Origin of the sequence: Flavobacterium davisii, from assembly GCF_019565505.1 — a bacterium.
Taxonomy (GTDB): Bacteria; Bacteroidota; Bacteroidia; order Flavobacteriales; family Flavobacteriaceae; genus Flavobacterium; species Flavobacterium davisii.
Genome location: NZ_CP067378.1, coordinates 2,737,079 through 2,755,619 on the forward strand (window position 1 = coordinate 2,737,079; position 18,541 = coordinate 2,755,619).

Annotated in this window: 10 protein-coding genes and 3 pseudogenes; 2 read left to right on the plus strand and 11 right to left on the minus strand. The window is 31.8% G+C overall.

What is annotated here, in order from left to right; translation table 11 throughout:
• Nucleotides 1-145: 145 nt before the first annotated feature.
• From JJC05_RS13055 to JJC05_RS19160, 4 genes and pseudogenes are all read right to left on the minus strand, one after another.
• Complete coding sequence (locus JJC05_RS13055; RefSeq protein WP_235877565.1) at nt 146-670, minus strand: T9SS type B sorting domain-containing protein; 525 nt, start codon at nt 668-670, stop codon at nt 146-148.
• Entirely contained in the window at nt 652-1,371 is a 720-nt protein-coding gene (locus JJC05_RS13060) for an FIDD domain-containing protein (RefSeq protein ID WP_235877567.1), read from the minus strand. Before JJC05_RS13060 ends, JJC05_RS13055 begins: the two co-directional genes overlap by 19 nt.
• On the minus strand, nt 1,322-3,514 hold the full coding sequence (locus tag JJC05_RS13065) for an FIDD domain-containing protein (RefSeq protein WP_508625131.1): 2,193 nt from the start codon (nt 3,512-3,514) through the stop codon (nt 1,322-1,324). The genes JJC05_RS13060 and JJC05_RS13065 overlap by 50 nt, the downstream gene beginning before the upstream one ends.
• Nucleotides 3,515-3,709: 195 nt before the next feature.
• Nucleotides 3,710-4,458 (minus strand): annotated as a pseudogene (locus tag JJC05_RS19160) (choice-of-anchor L domain-containing protein); the annotation flags it as partial.
• A gap of 200 nt (nt 4,459-4,658) precedes the next feature.
• Between JJC05_RS19160 and argS the strand changes: the two are divergent.
• Nucleotides 4,659-6,437, plus strand: coding sequence for an arginine--tRNA ligase (argS, locus tag JJC05_RS13075; protein ID WP_235877572.1), 1,779 nt, complete (start codon nt 4,659-4,661; stop codon nt 6,435-6,437).
• A 47-nt stretch (nt 6,438-6,484) separates the two neighbouring features.
• Here argS and JJC05_RS13080 read toward each other — a convergent pair whose 3' ends face one another.
• The 5 genes and pseudogenes from JJC05_RS13080 to JJC05_RS13100 all read right to left on the minus strand — a co-directional run bounded on the left by JJC05_RS13080 (nt 6,485) and on the right by JJC05_RS13100 (nt 13,605).
• Nucleotides 6,485-6,985 (minus strand): hypothetical protein, encoded by a 501-nt coding sequence (locus JJC05_RS13080; protein ID WP_235877574.1) that lies wholly within the window; start codon nt 6,983-6,985, stop codon nt 6,485-6,487.
• A 144-nt stretch (nt 6,986-7,129) separates the two neighbouring features.
• A pseudogene (gene uvrB, locus JJC05_RS13085) lies at nt 7,130-9,123 on the minus strand (excinuclease ABC subunit UvrB).
• 92 nt (nt 9,124-9,215) lie between these two features.
• The gene (locus JJC05_RS13090; protein WP_105196067.1) at nt 9,216-9,878 is read right to left on the minus strand and encodes a thiamine diphosphokinase; all 663 of its coding nucleotides are present in this window, start codon (nt 9,876-9,878) and stop codon (nt 9,216-9,218) included.
• Nucleotides 9,879-10,330: 452 nt separating this feature from the next.
• Nucleotides 10,331-11,149 carry a DUF4249 domain-containing protein gene (locus tag JJC05_RS13095; RefSeq protein WP_105196066.1) on the minus strand — a complete coding sequence of 273 codons (819 nt, stop codon included), beginning with the start codon at nt 11,147-11,149 and terminating at the stop codon, nt 10,331-10,333.
• An 86-nt stretch (nt 11,150-11,235) separates the two neighbouring features.
• Nucleotides 11,236-13,605 (minus strand): annotated as a pseudogene (locus JJC05_RS13100) (TonB-dependent receptor).
• 476 nt (nt 13,606-14,081) lie between these two features.
• Between JJC05_RS13100 and JJC05_RS13105 the strand changes: the two are divergent.
• Nucleotides 14,082-14,393, plus strand: coding sequence for a MarR family transcriptional regulator (locus JJC05_RS13105; RefSeq protein WP_235877576.1), 312 nt, complete (start codon nt 14,082-14,084; stop codon nt 14,391-14,393).
• Nucleotides 14,394-15,050: 657 nt separating this feature from the next.
• On the opposite strand, the gene JJC05_RS13110 is transcribed toward JJC05_RS13105, so the two are convergent.
• A complete protein-coding gene (locus JJC05_RS13110; RefSeq protein WP_235877579.1) occupies nt 15,051-15,689 on the minus strand; it encodes a copper resistance protein NlpE in 639 nt (212 codons plus the stop codon).
• Nucleotides 15,690-16,203: 514 nt separating this feature from the next.
• Complete coding sequence (locus tag JJC05_RS13115) at nt 16,204-18,426, minus strand: NADP-dependent isocitrate dehydrogenase (protein ID WP_235877580.1); 2,223 nt, start codon at nt 18,424-18,426, stop codon at nt 16,204-16,206.
• Between the last annotated feature and the right edge of the window lie 115 nt (nt 18,427-18,541).

The following is an 18,541-nucleotide window of genomic DNA, read 5'->3' on the forward strand; positions in this document are numbered from 1 at the left end:
GATTGAATCAATTTAAAGTAAAAGTAATATTGTAATACAAGGTACTTTTAGAATTAAATTTGATTTTGTAGAATAAGACGTGATATGTTTTTTTTTGTTACAGTTTAGATAAAAAAATCCCGAAAAATTTTTCGGGATTGAAATATTATCTTTTTAAACTAAAATGAGATTTGAAAATTTTTGTACTATTCTTTTCATTATATTCAACTGTAAACCAATAATCATCAGCAGGTAGAGGAATGCCTTCAGATGTTCCGTCCCATCCTTTTGAATTGGGTGAAAAACGTTGGATTAATTTTTCATAACGATCAAAAATTTGAATAGAGGCGGTAGGGTTGCTTTTTAGTAAATCAGGAATGTTCCAATAATCATTATAACCATCACCATTGGGAGTGAAAAATTTTGGATGATTTATAATTGATATTATAATAGGAGCAGGGCTACAATGTCCTAAATTGTCTTTAGACGCAATAGAATGTTCCCCTGAGCTTACATTATAAAAAATATTACTATCTTGATAATTGCCATTGTCTAATTGATAACTATAATTATTTGAACCATTACCTAAAACAGTAACTTTAATAAACGAAGGTATCTCAAAAGCATCGCTATACTCTAAAACAAGATAAGGTTTGTATTTAGTTACTTTTGTTATGTAATTTTTGTACAATTAGTAGTAGTATTGGTTATCATTACAGCATAATTGCCGTCTTGCGAAACTGTGATAGAAGGAGTTTTAGCTGTTAAAGGAGTATTGTTATAAAACCATTTAAATTGATGATTATTTAAAGATAAACCTGTATTTAAAACGGCTTGGTTGTATAAAGTACCCGTTGCATAATCCTCACAAATAATATATTCTGGTTGTAAACTAGATTTGGGTAATGGTTCTATAATTAATTTTATTTCATTACTTACATCAAAACAAGAGTTAAGTTTACTACTTGATAATCTGGCCCAAATGGATTGGTTAAAAGGGGTATCATTGATATATTTTATATTAAGAGGTGTTGCATTTAAATCATTTGCTTCATTGAAACTTCTAAAATAATCTACTTTTAAATCATGGGTTGAAGTTACATTTCCTAAAACGGAGCTATTAATTGTGCTTAAATCAAATTGATAGATACCATCAAAAGGATCTTGGAAATCATCACAAATAGAAGGAGTCGTAATGTTTTTAGGGGCGACAGGTTGAGGTATTATCGTTAGTTTAAAACTCTTTTCATCTATACATTTAAGCTTGTTATTTGTACTGGTATATACATATATAGGACTTATAAAATTTGAAGAGGTATAGGTTGTTCCTGCTGGAATAATTTTACCGAGGATGAGGTAATTCAGGATGAGCAGGATCCATTGGACTATCATAATATAACATATTCAAGGGAAGGGAAGGAAGGGTATATGAATTACAAACCAGTAGATCCTTTTGTGTAGGAACTTCTAAACTGTCAAAAGTTATAGTAAAAGAACTTTGGCTATAACAATTAGATACTACAGGATTTTGCGCATATATATAGATGGTTTTTATTCGAGTTGTCTGTTCTATTCCGTGTCTAAGATCGCCACTATCTATAGTTAAACTAGTTATAAGATTTTGACCATTAGGATCTTCATAATAACGACCATTGGTTAAGGGGGTTAAATCATATTTAAAACAAGTAATTTGATCACCTCGTACATCAATGGTAGGTTTATTAAAAATGGTTATTATCCAAGGAACTTCGTTAAAACATTTAGGCGTTAGAGTATTAGGAGCTGTGGTAGATTCTTTGTAAATCCAAAGAGTGGTAGAGGCTTTTATTTCATTATTAGGGAATAATTCAGTGTTACCTAGTGTATTAGGTCCGCCTTGTAAGGTAAAATACCTTCCGCCCTGACTTTCGATTGGTAAAATATAACTTATACAAGATTTTGCTTCTTCAGGACTTGTTAAAGAAGGTTGATGAAAATTTATAGAGAAAGAAGTATTATAAGTACAACTAGCCCCTTCAATATAATGATAAATAGTTGTATTTTGAGTGATTGTTTTTGGCGTTTTTATCAGGTTTCCACCTCCATTAGGAGCATCCCTAAATTCACCCATAATAGGTGGGGTTAGAGTATAAAAACTATTACAAGAATCAATATCTTTTAGTCCAATATCTCCTATAAAAACCCAAAAATCAGTAATGTTTGAACGGCAATTATTATTGATAGCGTAAGTATATACATGAGTTGTTTTATTAATAGGAAAAATAAGTGAACTATATGTACCAGTTGAGCTGTCATAGGTGTAGTAATCTGCTGTTCCAACATTTGTAATTAAGACAGGTAAGTTGGTAATGGGGAGGCAACTAAATAAGTTTGTAAAGGTATTGTTGATTGTTGGGCTTTTTGAAATATTAATTTTAAAACTGGTTGTAATAGGAGGACAATTAGGATTTGAAAATACATAATTTACATATAAAGTCGTTTCTCCAATTGTGGTAATACTAGTGCCGGGGAGTATTTGTTGTGTTAATGCACTATCTAAAAAATAGTTTGATCCGAGAATACGAGGATTAGGTATAATATAATTATCGCAACTTGTTAATGTTTTAGGTACTAATTGATTAGATTTTACAACATGTACAGTAAAAGAACTTTCTACATAACAATCGCTCAGGTTACCGCTGCTAATATACTGATATACTAAGGTTCCATCTACTGTTATGTTAGTTCCTGCAGGCCAATTAATACCTGTTTGATTAGGACCAGACCAATATTGAGCTCCGTTAGGCTGCTCTGGTAAAGTGTATTGGATACAAACATATTGATCTTTTATGATTTCTAATGTAGGTCGTGGAATGACGATTATTTTAAATGATTCAGAAACAAAACAAGTTGTGTCTGTTTTTACAAATAATTTAATGTAAATAGTGTTATTACTAGTTGTAAATGATACGTTAGGATCTATTGGAGCATCGCTAAAGTCAGGTTGTAAGTGATAATCTATTTGGTAAATAGCGTTAGGTAGTCCATTAAGTAAGCTATTTGTAAGAGTTTTGAACTCTTGTGCTGAAATAGATGTTTGTCCACTTCCAGAAGTGTTTTCACATTTTGTAATATCGGCAGGTTTGATTAACGAAGGAGTGGGAGTCAGTTGTAAATCAAAAGATTTTGTATTATAACAACCGTTTGTATTTTGAACTCTTGTCCAAATAGTTTTGGGAAATGTATTAGCTATAACATTGTAATTAGTACTAATAGAATTAGTGTTTTGTTGAGCATCTACTAATGTTTCATGAAAACTAATGGATAGAGCTCCTGTTGGATTTAATAAAGATTGATTAAAGCTGAGATCAAAATCATAACGATTTGAATTCGTATTGCATTTATATAAGTCTTTAGGATTTACACTAGAGGGAGCGTTTTGATAACTAATTTTAATTTCATCCTGTCCAGCAATACAAGGAGTTGACTTTATATAATAAATCAGACGGTAAGTTCCAGCTTGATTGAGGGGTAAGTTGGGTGAGTTAGATCCCATAAGATTATTGTTGCGATCTCTCCATTCAAAATCATATAGTGAGCTATCTAATCCTGATTGTAATATATAGGGCTCGTTAATACCATTATTAGTACATAAGGTTAGATCAGGGCCTAAAGGAGAAGTATTCAGAACAAAATTTGCTCGACCTAAAAAAATAGCTGAATCATCACTGGTTACATTTCGATCAGCAATAACAATTTTAAGATGATAAGTAGCCCCTTTTATCAAGTTGTTTTTACTAGCTGTTAATAAGACCGTTTGGCCATTATAATTAGTAGGAGAAATATTTGTACTGATTCCCCCATTAAAACTACCAAAAAAAGTTGGATTAGCTGAGCTACAACTAGAATTATACAAATTATCACGTATAGTTTCTACCGAAATAGGAAGTTTTGTGTTAGGTACTAGAGCTAGATTTTCTACCGTTCCATCAGGATGGGTTAGTAGTATAGCAATTCCATCATACGTATTGCATTGATAAGTACCATATTCTTCAGAGCTGAATATAAAAGGAAGCTGAATATGAGAGCTTAATGAGGTAAAGTCAAATTCTAATTTTGTAGCATTAAGAAAGATAGCAGGAAAAGCAGGGTCAGTTGTAAATACAGAAGTCAAATCACTATCACTGGCCATGTATCGATTCCATCTTGTAATCTTGATGTGTTGGGACCTATAGATTTTAAGGCATTTCCTGTACTCAAAATGATACCTTCGCTAATAGGAAAAGCAGGATTTGTGTTTTTAAAATAACCAATGCCATTTGTGGATCCGTAGTTCGTTCCTGTAGAACTCTTGACATTAGAAACATTTATACAGACTGATTGGGTTAATGTGTTACGTACTAAATCATCAGGAGTTCGATTTGTTTCAACTGAAATAAATTGTGCATGAGAGTAAAAGTCTATAAAAAAGACCAATAAAAGTAGGTATCTTTTAATCATGGTGCAGTTTTTAAAAAATGAGACGACAAACTTATATTAAATATAGGAAAAAACTGATTAAAATGAACATAAATTCATTTTATAACCTTCAATTTACTTAGAGACTATTTTTTTAAATACTTCGAAATACTACTTGTTATATAAATTTAGTGAATTTCTATTTAAATAGTATCTTTGTATACTTTAAAAAATGATTAATTATGACATTACAACAAATTCTTACGGAAAAAATAAAGATTGCGGTTATGCAATTGTTTGAGGTTTCACTTGATAAAGTAGAATTTCAGGCTACCCGTAGGGAATTTGAAGGAGATATCACCATGGTCGTTTTTCCTATATTAAAATTAATAAAAGGGAATCCTGTGGAAATAGGAAGTAAGATAGGTGATTATTTAGTTCAAAACGTAGCCGAGATTGAAAAATTTAATGTGGTACAAGGGTTCTTAAACCTAGTCGTTACCGATCGTTATTATGTAGATTTTTTTAATACAGCTAGAACAATTGAACAATTTGGTTTTAAAACACCTATAGAAGGAGACAGGGCTATGATGGTAGAGTATTCTTCGCCTAATACCAACAAACCTTTGCATTTAGGACATATTCGTAATAATTTATTAGGATATGCAGTAGCCGAAATAATAAAAGCATCAGGAAAAAAAGTTTATAAAACACAAATTATAAACGATCGCGGTATTCATATTTGCAAATCTATGCTAGCGTGGCAAAAAGAAGGGAAGGATCAAACACCAGAATCAACAGGCTTAAAAGGCGATAAATTAGTGGGACATTTTTATGTTGAATTTGATAAACAATATAAAAATGAAATAAAAGAGCTAATAGCAGCGGGGCATACTGAAGAAGAAGCAAAAAAAATAGCACCATCTATTTTAGAAGCACAGGAAATGCTTCGCAAATGGGAAGCGGGTGATGCCGAGGTAGTTGCCCTTTGGAAAAAAATGAATCAATGGGTATACGATGGTTTTAGTGTTACCTATAAAAATTTAGGAGTTGATTTTGATTCGTATTATTATGAAAGTAATACCTATCTATTAGGTAAAGATGTTATAGAAGAAGGATTACAAAAAGGGGTTTTCTATAAAAAAGAAGACGGATCTGTTTGGATTGATTTAACGGCTGAAGGATTAGACGAAAAATTAGTTTTACGTGCCGATGGGACATCTGTTTATATAACACAAGATATAGGAACAGCTATTCAACGTGTAAAAGATAATCCAGATGTAGGAGGAATGGTTTATACTGTAGGAAATGAACAAGATTATCATTTTAAAGTGCTGTTTTTAATTCTTAAAAAATTAGGATTTGATTGGGCAGAGCAGTTATATCATCTTTCTTACGGTATGGTAGAATTACCTTCAGGCAAAATGAAATCACGTGAAGGAACCGTAGTAGACGCAGATGATTTAATGGCAGAAATGACATCTACAGCCCAATCTATTTCAGAAGAATTAGGAAAATTAGAAGGTTATACGGATCAGGAAAAGACAGATTTATACAAAGTAATAGGTCTAGGAGCTCTTAAATACTATATGTTAAAGGTAGATCCTAAAAAAACAATGATGTTTAATCCTGAAGAATCTGTTGATTTTAATGGAAATACAGGGCCATTTATTCAGTATACCTATGCACGTATACAATCTATCCTAAGAAAGGCAGATTTTGATTACTCAGCCAATGTTAATCCAGAAGAATTACAAGAAAAAGAAAAAGAATTAATCAAACAAATTGCTTTATTTCCAGAAATCATTCAAAATGCTGCCATTAATCATAGTCCAGCATTAGTAGCTAATTATACGTATGATTTAGTTAAAGAATTTAATTCTTTTTATCAGAATGTATCTATTTTAGGGGAAGAAAACGTAGATAAAAAAGTTTTTAGAGTCCAGCTAGCTAAATTGGTAGGAGATATAATTCGATTAGCATTTAGTCTGTTAGGAATCCAAGTGCCTGAAAGAATGTAATAAAAAAAGTAGGCGGCTCTTTTAAATTTTTTAGAACCGCCTATTTTTTAAAAACGATAACGAGCACTTACGCCTATATTAGGTCCAAATCCTCTATCGGTTATGTCTTTGTATTCAGAACTTATATAAAGCTCGGGTCTTATATCTACTGCCACTCTTAATGGAAAATCAAAGTTGTATTCAACTCCTCCGTTGGCCGCTACAATTAAATACACGCCACTTTTGTCCTCATATCGACCATTATTTACGCTGTAATAGGAAGAAGTGTTCCAAGAACCTATTCCTGCTCCGAGTCCAACAAACCATTTAAATCCATTTTGTATGTCAAAAACCCAATGGTACAATGCTGTTAGTTTTATTTCACGTTGATCATAACTATATCCTCCATATCTTGAGTATCCTTGATTTTTGAATCCCAAATTAGCCTCTATTCTATTCTCTTTAGATAGGTCTCTTTGAAAAGTAACTTCAGCTCCAAAACCATTGTTCTCATTAAGACGTATCCCTATAGCATTATCTTGAGCTATGCCTGTAGCCGTAATGCCCAATAAGGTGATGAATGTTAAAAATTTTTTTTCATTTCATAATTTTTAGTTAGTTAACGGTATTAAATTAATAAATATTGTTTAAAAAACAGATAATACGCAAAAAAGAAACGTAATATAACCATTAAATTGTAAATAAATAAAAAATCAGTTTAACTTTTCTTGTAAAGCTTTTATTTCGTCACGTAATTTAGCAGCTTGCATAAAATCTAAATCCTTAGCGGCTTTTTCCATAGCTTTTCGTTTTTCACGAATACGTTTTTCTATTGCAGGTTTAGCCAAATATTCTGTCTCAGGTTCTGCGGCTTTAGAAATAGAATTGTTATAATGATAATTGTTTTCAAGATTTTTTGATAAGTGATTTTCAATAGACTTATTCAATGCTTTTGGAACTAAATTGTGAGTCGTGTTAAAATTAATTTGTTTTTCACGACGATAATTCGTTTCGTCAATTGTACGTTGCATAGAATCGGTTATCTTATCAGCATACATAATGGCTTTGCCATTAATATTACGAGCAGCACGTCCTACAGTTTGTGTTAAAGAACGACGGCTGCGTAGGAATCCTTCTTTATCTGCATCTAAAATGGCCACTAAAGAAACCTCTGGTAAATCCAAACCTTCACGAAGTAAGTTAACACCAATGAGCACGTCAAATAAACCTTTACGTAAGTCCTGCATGATTTCTACTCGTTCTAATGTATCTACATCTGAATGTATATAGCGACAACGTATCGAAACTTTGGTTAAATATTTGGTTAATTCTTCCGCCATACGTTTGGTTAAAGTCGTAACTAAAACACGTTCATCTGCTTCACAACGTTGCTGTATTTCCTCAATTAAATCGTCTATTTGATTGGCACTTGGACGCACTTCGATGATAGGATCTAATAAGCCAGTTGGGCGAATAACCTGTTCTACGTAAATTCCTTCTGATTTTTGTAATTCATAATCAGCGGGTGTAGCTGATACATAAATTACCTGATTTTGTAATGCTTCAAATTCTTCAAATTTAAGCGGACGATTATCTAATGCAGCAGGTAATCTAAAACCATATTCAACTAAGTTTTCTTTTCTACTTCTATCTCCTCCATACATAGCATGTACTTGTGAAATAGTTACGTGACTTTCATCTACCACCATTAAGAAATCATCTGGGAAATAGTCTAATAAGCAAAATGGACGAGTACCCGCTTCACGACCGTCTAAATATCTAGAATAATTTTCAATTCCTGAACAATAACCTAACTCACGTATCATTTCAAGATCAAAATTAGTTCGTTCTTCTAAACGTTTTGCTTCTAAATGTTTTCCTATTTCTTTAAAATAGTCTACTTGTTTAACTAAATCTTGTTGGATATTCCAAATGGCGTTTTGTAATACATCTGGTGAAGTTACAAACATGTTAGCAGGGTAAATGTTTAGTTTTTCATAACGCTCTATTACTTTAGATGTTTTTACATCAAAAGCTTCTATTTCCTCTATTTCATCGCCAAAAAAATGAATTCTAAAAGGATCATCGGCATACCCGAGGAAAGACCTCAACAGTATCCCCTTTTATTCTAAAATTACCGGGGATTAAAATCAGCCTCGGTACGAGCGTATAAACTTTGAACTAAACGATGTAAAAATTTAGTCCTTGATATTTCTTGATTTCTTTCTATTGAAATGACATTTTTTTGAAATTCAACAGGATTGCCTATACCATATAAACAGGAAACAGATGCTACCACTAAAACATCTCTACGTCCCGAAAGTAATGCAGAAGTAGTGCTTAAACGAAGTTTTTCTAATTCGTCATTAATTGATAAATCTTTTTCTATATAAGTACCCGTTACAGGAATATAAGCTTCTGGTTGATAATAATCATAGTAAGAAACAAAGTATTGTACCGAATTATTCGGAAAAAATTGTTTAAACTCTGAATATAATTGAGCGGCTAATGTTTTATTATGAGCTAGTACCAACGTAGGGCGTTGTACTTCTTGTACTACATTGGCTACTGTAAAAGTTTTACCCGATCCTGTTACACCTAATAAAGTTTGATATTTTTCATCATTTTGAATTCCCTCGGCTAATTTTTTTATAGCTTGAGGTTGATCTCCCATGGGAGCAAAATTAGATACAACTTGAAATTTCATTTAATACTAAAATTTAAGAGCGTAAAGTTAAAATTTTTATTTATGCTATTAACTACATAAATAGCGTCTATTTTTATGCTTATGGCGATATGCTAGTCAAAAGATTCTATTAATAATAAATGGCCTTCCTTATGTTCAATTGATACGATGCCATCTTGTGTCACAAAATTACTACTGCCCGTTCGGAAACCTAATGTTAAGGTGTCATCATTTAGAGCGTAAAATAAATTTTTAGAAGAAATCCCCTTAACTTCTCCTATTGGAATTAATGAAATGATACTTCCTTTAGTGTACCATTTTTCAAATTTTGGAGGAAGTAAATGTATTTTTGAATAATCATCTAAAATTACAATTTTTAATTCCTCTTTATAACGAGCAATACTCGTAATATTAGTGAAGGTATGGTCTGCTCGTTTACCTGTAGCCCAAACGACATTGACCGCTTGATGTCCTTTACTTATCAAATAATCAAACGCTTTTTCCAAATCTGTTTTATTTTGATCAGGAGTATGAATAATTTCAAGAGGATATTGTTTCTCTTTATAAGAATCAGCGTTAAAATTTCTGTCAAAATCACCTAATAAAACATCTACTTTTATGTCCAGATTTAAAACCCTTTCTATAGCTGAATCCAATACAATTACAAAAGGGGACCATTCCAATAGTTGATCTAATAATACACGTGAGCATTCTGCTCCATTGGCAATGATTAGAGCAGGTTCTTGGTCGTCTCGGACGATATGATGTGAAGACATTTTTTTTGTGTAAAAATAAAAAAGAGGGTTTAATAATAGGGCAACTACTAGCTAAAAAATAAGTATTAATTATAAATTACTTTTTGAAATAATCAAATTTAGAAAAGGGAATGATGAAAAAGATTTATCAATTAATGGGAAATGTCCATATTTTAGGATCATAATTACAAATAAAAGAATAAAAAAGTTACCACAGAAAGGAGATAGGTAATACTATTGTAAAATAGAGAATAGTAGATAAGGTAAAAAAGAAAAACCTTTTTATTTTATTAACTTTTCTATTATTTTTAAAACTGTTCAAAAAATAACACATTAACATTTAGTGTTTTACGTTTACTAAAGTAAAAGGAATAACATTATGATTCAATTAAGATTAACAGTTTTCCTTTTAAGTTTACGAAACAAAACTTTATGAAGCAATTGTGATTTTTTGAACAGTTTCTTAATAATCCTTATTTTACTATATAATCTTCAGACGATAGTACGCTTAAATTAAAATAGCCAAAAGGATAACGTTCATTCTGAGTTTCATTAATGATATTTCCACGTAGACTGACAGGAGGAGTGCTAAAAGGACCACCTCCATTTTGTCCTGAAATACTAAGCAGTTTATTCATATAATAAAAATGCTGTTCTGTAATACTTTGGATACTGATTTTTATTTTATCATTAGCTTCTATCTTGTTATAAAAAAGACCAAACATGAGCTTTCCTTGTGAAAATTTATCATCGAGTAATCTATATTCAGGAAAAGGAATTCTGTTATTATCTATTTTAAATAAGTAATAATTCTTCTCATTTCCATTATCTTGAAAAAATCCTTTAATGCGTATCTGGTCTTTGCCATTTATACCTTTTTCATTTTCTTGATTGATTTCAGTAATCTTAGGTGTAGAAAGTAACGTATTACGAGCAGTATAAATATCTCCTTGGTAAATTATTTTTAACGTATAGGTTTCACCTATTAAAGGAACAAAGTTATTACAAACATAATCAGTAGTACCTGTCACCTGATTAAAATTGTAAACTTCGTTACTTCCATTTTGTATTGTAACAATGGCATTGTTAGCAGGTAAAACATCATTAGAATAAAAATGATTGGTAAGACTAAGTTTAATCGTTTGATTTTGTCCTGTAGTGTTAGGTAACCATTTTAAATTAGCATCAATTACTAATTTTGGATTAGCAGTTTCTAATGGAACATTTATCACATCCTCACAATTTGTAAAGAATAAAATGATGATGCAGCTATATAAAAATATATTTTTCATGTTGTATAAGATTTTAGATCTTCCATAAAAGATTTCTTTTAATAAAAAAGAAATTATTTTATACTGTGGAAGATATATTGTTTACTTTAAAATTTGAAATTATATGATACCGATGGAATAATCCCAAAAATAGATAATCGAACAGCCTCGTTAATACCCGTATCTTTATTTTGTCTAAAACTAATTGAAGCCGCATTTCTTCTGCTGTATAGATTATAGATACTAAAAACCCATTCTGATTGCCATTTTTTATTTAAATTTTTTCTAGGCTTTAGAGTAGCAGATATGTCCAAACGATGATAAGTAGGTAGTCTGTTTTCATTTCTTAATCCGTAACTAGGAACCACGAGACCTTGGTATACATATTGTCCATTAGGATATGTAATAGGTTGTCCTGATTGAAGCGTGAAATTAGCCCCAAAACGCCACTTTTCATTTAATTTATAAGCTCCTGTAAATACTATATTATGAGTTTTATCATAAGCAGAACGATACCAGTTTCCGTTATTAATCCCCGTTTCTTGGTTATTTCTTCCGGTGTCTGTTGTTCCGATTTAGACAAAGTATAAGATAGCCAGCCTGTTAAATTACCACTGTTTTTTCGAATTAAAAACTCTAAACCATACGAACGCATTTGCCCGTTTAAAATAACCTGTTCAATAGCCTCATTTGCTATCAAATCGGCCCCATCAATATAATCCATTCTATTCTGAATTTTTTTATAAAAAGTTTCAATCTCTAAAGTATAGACATCATTTTTAAAATTATTAAAATAGCCCATAGCTACTTGATCAGCAATTTGAGGTTTAATATAATGATCACTAGGTGTCCAAACATCAAGAGGAGTAGGAGAAGTCGTATTAGAAACGAGTTGTAAGTATTGTACCATACGATTATAGCTCAGTTTTAATGACTGTTCAGGAGTTAATTCGTATGCCATGGCAAAACGAGGTTCTAAATAATTATGAAATGCTATTTTTTGAAATGAACCAAAAGTTTTTTGGTCAATAGGAGTTGCTTTTTCATAAATTTTTAATTCTGGATCAAAAATGACAGGATTATCATTTTTATAATAACGGATGGTAGAATTACCTAAACGATAAAATTGACTATAACGTAACCCGTAAGAAACGTTTATTTTAGAACTTATTTTTTGTTCAACATCTAAATACAGAGCAGGTTCAAAAGCGTACTTTTTATCCAGTTTCTTATATGTTATAGGAGATTTTTCATCTGTAGGTTCAATAACCCCGGGATTAAAATCGCTATAAATGGCATTTAATCCATAATTTAATTTTAATTTATCCGAGATATAATGTTTGAAATCATACTTTATGTTGTAATTTTTGATCCCAGAAGTCCAATTAAAACTAATAAAATCCAATCGGAGACCATAATAATAATCACTATAAATTAAAGAAAGATTAGAAAATAATTTATCGGAATATAAATGATTCCATCTTAAATTCAATGTCGTGTTACCGTAAGTGTTATAAAAAGTATTGTTGAATTCAAATACATCACGACCAAAATAACTAGATAAAAATAAATTGTTGTTACTGTTAAGCTTGTAGTTTAATTTAGCATTTAAATCATAAAAATAAGCAGCATTTTTATTATCGCTTAACTTTAGAAATAAATGTGCATAAGAAGACCTTCCACCCACTAAAAAGAACCGCGTTCTTTTACAATAGGACCTTCCGCCAAAAGACGACTCGTAATAAGTCCAATACCACCATTGACCGAAAAACGATTACTATTACCATCTTTTTGATAAATATCCAATACAGAAGATGCTCTGCCGCCATATTTTGCAGGAATCCCTCCCTTGTAAAGTTTTAAATCCTTAATTGCATCTGGATTAAATACAGAAAAGAACCCAAAAACATGAGAAGCATTATATACAGTAGCTTCATCTAATAAAACTAAGTTTTGGTCAGCTCCACCACCTCGAACATTAAAACCAGACTGCCCTTCTCCTGCATTTGTAACACCGGGTAATGATAAAAGAGATTTGATTACATCTACTTCCCCTAATACAGCAGGTATCTGTTTAATCGTTTGAATGTTTAACTTATTAACACTCATTTCAGGTTTGCGTATATTGGCTTTTTGCTTAGTGTCAGTTATTAGAATTTCCTTTAATTGTTTGTTTTCTTCTTCCAATTGAAAATTTAGTTTTAAATCGCCCTTTAACTCAAATTTTTGGCGTTCTGCTTTAAAACCAACAGAACTGACAATCAAATTATAAGTTCCTTCTGGTAATGTAATAGAAAAAAACCATATTCATTAGTAAAAGAAGTTATAGAAGTCCCTTCAACCTGTAAGTTTACACCAATTATAGTTTCATTCGTTTTAGCTTCAGATATAACACCGCTGATGGTAAATTTTTGTTGACTAAAAAGAAATGGACTGTGCAGAATAAGAAATAAGAGGAATATGCTTTTTAAATTCATTGTATGTTTGTTTTTTAATTTTTAAATAGTTAGACTCTTTTTTTTAGATCAAATTTACCAAAATATTACCATTCCACTATGATTTAAATTAGTTTTAAAAAAAACAAAGATTTCGTTCCGTTTTATATTAATTATCTTTTTTAAAGAGAGATAGTTAATATAAATAATAAGCTATATAATATAGATAAAAGGATAAATAAGATGAAAAGACATAGGATTTTTTTATAGATGCAGTCCTATTATGTTAAATATCAAAAAAATACTTCTTTTATATTTTATCTGTAATAGATATACATCTTATGTTTAATTTATTTGAGTTTAATATAGCATTTGGATTTATAAGAAAGAATATGAAATTAAACAAAATACCCTATTTAATATTCATAAAAAAAGTTCCTAGTTAATTTTATGATTTTATGTGAGAATTAAAAAAATAGTATTGTTAATTTTGTCAAAAATCCCTGAATTACTTAATTATGAAGAGCATTTTTGATTTAAATAATCAGAATTTAGGTGTCGATGGAAAAATTATGGCAGCTTTAGATAAATTGGCATCCATACAGCGTTATTTAATTTGGGAACAATCAAAAAAGAAAGGATTGAGCCCTATTCAAATTCAATTGCTAATTTTTTTAAAACATCACAGATCTGAACAAGCAACAGTAAGTTATCTAGCAAAAGAATTTCATGTAACGAAACCTACAATTAGTGACGCAGTAAAGATACTATTTCAAAAAAAGTTAGTTGTTAAAAAGAGAATGCTACAGATGCTCGTAGTTATGCTTTAAAAATCACAGAAGAAGGAGAAATCATTGTTCAAGAAACAGAAAGTTTTACACGTCCCTTACAAAATATTTTAAGACTTGAAGAACCAAACAAAAAGAACAAGTATGGGAATTATTATCAAATTTACTTTTTCAATTAAAAAAAATAGATATTATATCTGTTAATCGCATGTGTTTTAGCTGTCAATTTTATACTAAAAAGAAGAAGGACACCATTGTAACTTGATGTCTAAAATTTTAGAATCAGTAGAAATTCGAATGGATTGCCCAGAGCATATTGAAAAAATAGAATAATAGAGAACTCTTTTAAAATCAAAAAGAACTAAAATTTGGGATGAAAAATTTTCGCTTCAGACAAAAAAAGTTTAACCCATATTCCATATTAGACTTCGTTGTGAAACAAAAAAATGATAAATTCAAATGCTCACGGAAAATTTTAGAAGATCAAATAGTCAACTATTTCGATGAATAAAATAGAGTACGTGCTTAAATTTGAAGAAAAATAAAGTGGAATAGATTTACTTCGTCTATTCGCTACGCTCGGGTCTAATGCAAAAATGGGGTTTAATCCAATAGGAAAGAGAGGAGCGAACGATAAAGCGTATTACTTTATAGCTCAATGATTAACTCCTCTCTCTAGTATTTGTTTTAGCCGATGGCTTATTTCTTCCAATATTCACCTGCTAAACTTCCACCGCCACCACAGAAGAAATTCAACGCTAAACGATCATCAAATTTAGATGTAAAAATTTCAGCAGATGTTTTATCTTTAAATAAAATAGTCATAGTACCTTTTAAATCTTTATTGATTTTGTTTAATTCCAAATCAATTTGATTGTTAATTAATTGGCCTTTTCCTTCAAAAGTACAACCTTTAGGAGCTCCAGTAAAGGAAACTTTTACATTGTAAATGCTGTCGTTATCGGCTTTTAATTCTAAAATTTGGTTGTAACCTTTGCCTGATTGTTCAGTATGATAAATCCCGTTTAATTCTGCCGTAGTGTATACTGCTGTTTTTTCGAAGATATAATTTTTACTTAACTCACCAGTTACTTCTTTTTTATCCTTATTTAGCATTACCAATGTATTATTTGGTTTTACAGCATAATACTCATTAGAAGAATTTTCGATTTTGACTTCAATGATATCATTGTTTTTTGTCCAAGTACCGTATTCATTTAATGAAGTATCATCACTATCCAAATACATAGTACTTTTAGCAACTGTACCATCGTTTTTGAAAGTAATGTGGGTGTAAATACCGGGGCAATCAGCGCAAGGCGTTGTGCCGCTGTACATACCCGTAAAGTTGTTGCTAACATCGTTTGTTTGTTCTTGTGGAGCTGGAGTAGCTCCTGTTTCATTTTTTTACAGTTAGTAAATAATACAAATCCAGTAGATAAAAGGATTAAAGCGATTTTTTTCATAATTTGATTAAGATATTTAATTTTTATTATCCAATAATCTTGCCAATATTTCCTCATTCTGTATATAAATTATGACAAAGGTGTCTAAAGGCAGTAAATTAACCTATTTATAGTTTGTTATTTTGATAACAAGAGAAACTGCTTCTTCTAAAATTTTGTTTCACAATGAATTCTAATATAAAAACTAAATTCAAATGATTACGTCCTTTTAGGACAACCTAATCGAGGACACAAAACAGCCTACTTTTTAGATTTAAAGTCGTTTTTATTTGTAATAAAATTTTAACGCGTAATCTGGTTCGAAAAATAGTAGCAATGCAAGAGAAATCACTTTGTTAATTCGTGGAGTGAATAATTAAAAAAAGCGACCCGAAGGTCGCTCAATATTAATTTAATTTAGCTAAAATACTATTTAAAGTCTCACTCGGACGCATTGCCTTGTCAGTCAATTCAAAAGAAGGTTGGTAGTAACCTTTAATCTCTTGTGCTTTTCCTTGAGAAGCAATTAACTCCGCGTCAATTTTAGCTTCGTTGGCAGTCATTTCCGCTGCAATTGGAGCAAAAGTAGCTTTTAAATCAGCATCTTTCGATTGATTTGCTAAAGCTTGTGCCCAGTATAACGACAGGTAGAAGTGTGAACCTCTGTTGTCAATTTCACCCACTTTACGTGCAGGCGATTTGTCGTTAGCTAAGAATAAAGCATTTGCTTCATCTAAAGTATCGGCTAAAATTTGTGCTTTAGCATTGTTTTGTGTTTGTGCTAAATGCTCTAAAGAAGCTTGTAATGCTAAGAATTCTCCTAAAGAATCCCAACGTAAATAACCTTCTTCCACGAATTGCTCTACGTGTTTAGGAGCCGAACCTCCTGCACCAGTTTCAAATAAACCACCGCCATTCATTAAAGGCACGATAGATAACATTTTAGCCGAAGTTCCTAATTCTAAAATAGGGAACAAATCGGTTAAATAGTCACGTAATACGTTACCTGAAACTGAGATAGTATCTTTTCCTTCACGAATTCTTTTTAATGTTTCTGTCATGGCGTCTTTTACATCCATAATACGAATGTCAAGACCAGTAGTATCGTGGTTTTGTAAATATTTCTCTACCTTTTGAATCATTTGGCTATCGTGAGCACGACCTTTATCTAACCAGAAAATAGCTGGAGTATCAGATAAACGTGCTCTAGTAACTGCTAATTTAACCCAATCTTGAATAGGAGCATCTTTGGTTTGGCACATTCTGAAAATGTCACCAGCTTCTACTTTTTGAGTTAATAAAACGTTTCCGTTTTCATCTTCTACATTTACAGTTCCGTTAGCATCGATTTGGAAAGTTTTATCGTGCGAACCGTATTCTTCCGCTTTTTGCGCCATTAAACCAACGTTAGGAACAGTTCCCATTGTTTTTGGGTCTAAAGCACCGTTAGCAATCATATCATCTACAACCGCTTGGTAAAAACCTGCATAGGTACGGTCTGGGATAATACAAACCGTATCTTCTTCTTTACCTTCCTTGTTCCACATTTTACCGCCACTACGCGCTAACGCGGCCATCGAAGCATCTACAATCACATCTGAAGAAACGTGGAAGTTCGTGATGCCTTTATCCGAGTTTACCATAGCCACACGCGGTCCGTTTGCTAAAGCCGTATCAATAGCCGATTTGATTTCAGCTTCTTGAGCGTGACCCGCAATTTTAGCGTATAAATCTTGTAAACCGTTGTTAGGATTAATATCTAATGATTTGAATGTATCCGCATAAGTGGCAAAAACATCGGCGAAGAAAGTTTCTACGATAGCACCAAAAATAATGGGGTCAGAAACCTTCATCATTGTCGCTTTTAAGTGCGCTGATAACAATACGTTTTTCTCTTTAGCTTCAGCGATAGCTTCTTTAACAAAAGCTTTTAAAGCCGAAAGATTCATTACCGAAGAGTCGATAACTTCACCTGCTTTTAAAGGAGAAAAATCTTTTAAAACTTTTGATGAACCATCAGCACCATTGAAAACGATACGGAATTTACCGGCATTTTCTACTGTAGTGGAAGTTTCTGTTCCGTAGAAGTCGCCAGCATTCATGTGCGCCACCGAAGTTTTGCTATCTGATGCCCAAACGCCCATACGGTGCGGATTTGCTTTCGCATAGTTTTTAACTGCTTTAGGAGCACGACGGTCCGAGTTTCCTTCACGTAACACAGGATTCACCGCCGAACCTAATACTTTAGCATATTTAGCTTTGATGTTTTTTTCGTCGTCGTTTTGTGGCTCTTCTGGGAAGTTAGGCACCGCAAAACCATGCGCTTGTAACTCAGCAATTGCTTCTTTTAATTGTACGATAGAAGCCGAAATGTTGGGTAACTTGATGATGTTAGCCTCAGGTGTAGTAGCTAATTCTCCTAGTTCTGTCAAAGCATCTGCAATGCGTTGCTCTGCTGTTAAAAATTCAGGGAAGTTAGCTAAAATACGCCCCGCCAAAGAGATATCGCGAATTTGGATATCAATATTAGCCGATTTGGTAAACGCTTGTACTATAGGTAAAAACGAATGGGTAGCCAGCATAGGAGCTTCATCCGTTAAGGTGTAATGAATCGTTGATTTATTAGACATTATATGGTATGTTTTATTTTCGAACACAAATATAAGAAAATCAGCCCGAAATCTTTTTTGAAATTAGGGGCTGAGGTTGATTTTTATGAATTTGAAAATTAGGGGAGGGGTAAAA

Excerpts from the sequence above, each read along its gene's own strand:
- JJC05_RS13115 (WP_235877580.1), bottom strand. The coding sequence starts at position 18,426 with ATGTCTAATAAATCAACGATTCATTACACCTTAACGGATGAAGCTCCT.
- JJC05_RS13110 (WP_235877579.1), bottom strand. The coding sequence starts at position 15,689 with ATGTACAGCGGCACAACGCCTTGCGCTGATTGCCCCGGTATTTACACC.
- JJC05_RS13060 (WP_235877567.1), bottom strand. The coding sequence starts at position 1,371 with ATGATAGTCCAATGGATCCTGCTCATCCTGAATTACCTCATCCTCGGT.
- JJC05_RS13105 (WP_235877576.1), top strand. The coding sequence starts at position 14,082 with ATGAAGAGCATTTTTGATTTAAATAATCAGAATTTAGGTGTCGATGGA.
- JJC05_RS13095 (WP_105196066.1), bottom strand. The coding sequence starts at position 11,149 with ATGAAAAATATATTTTTATATAGCTGCATCATCATTTTATTCTTTACA.
- JJC05_RS13065 (WP_508625131.1), bottom strand. The coding sequence starts at position 3,514 with ATGGGATCTAACTCACCCAACTTACCCCTCAATCAAGCTGGAACTTAC.
- JJC05_RS13090 (WP_105196067.1), bottom strand. The coding sequence starts at position 9,878 with ATGTCTTCACATCATATCGTCCGAGACGACCAAGAACCTGCTCTAATC.
- argS (WP_235877572.1), top strand. The coding sequence starts at position 4,659 with ATGACATTACAACAAATTCTTACGGAAAAAATAAAGATTGCGGTTATG.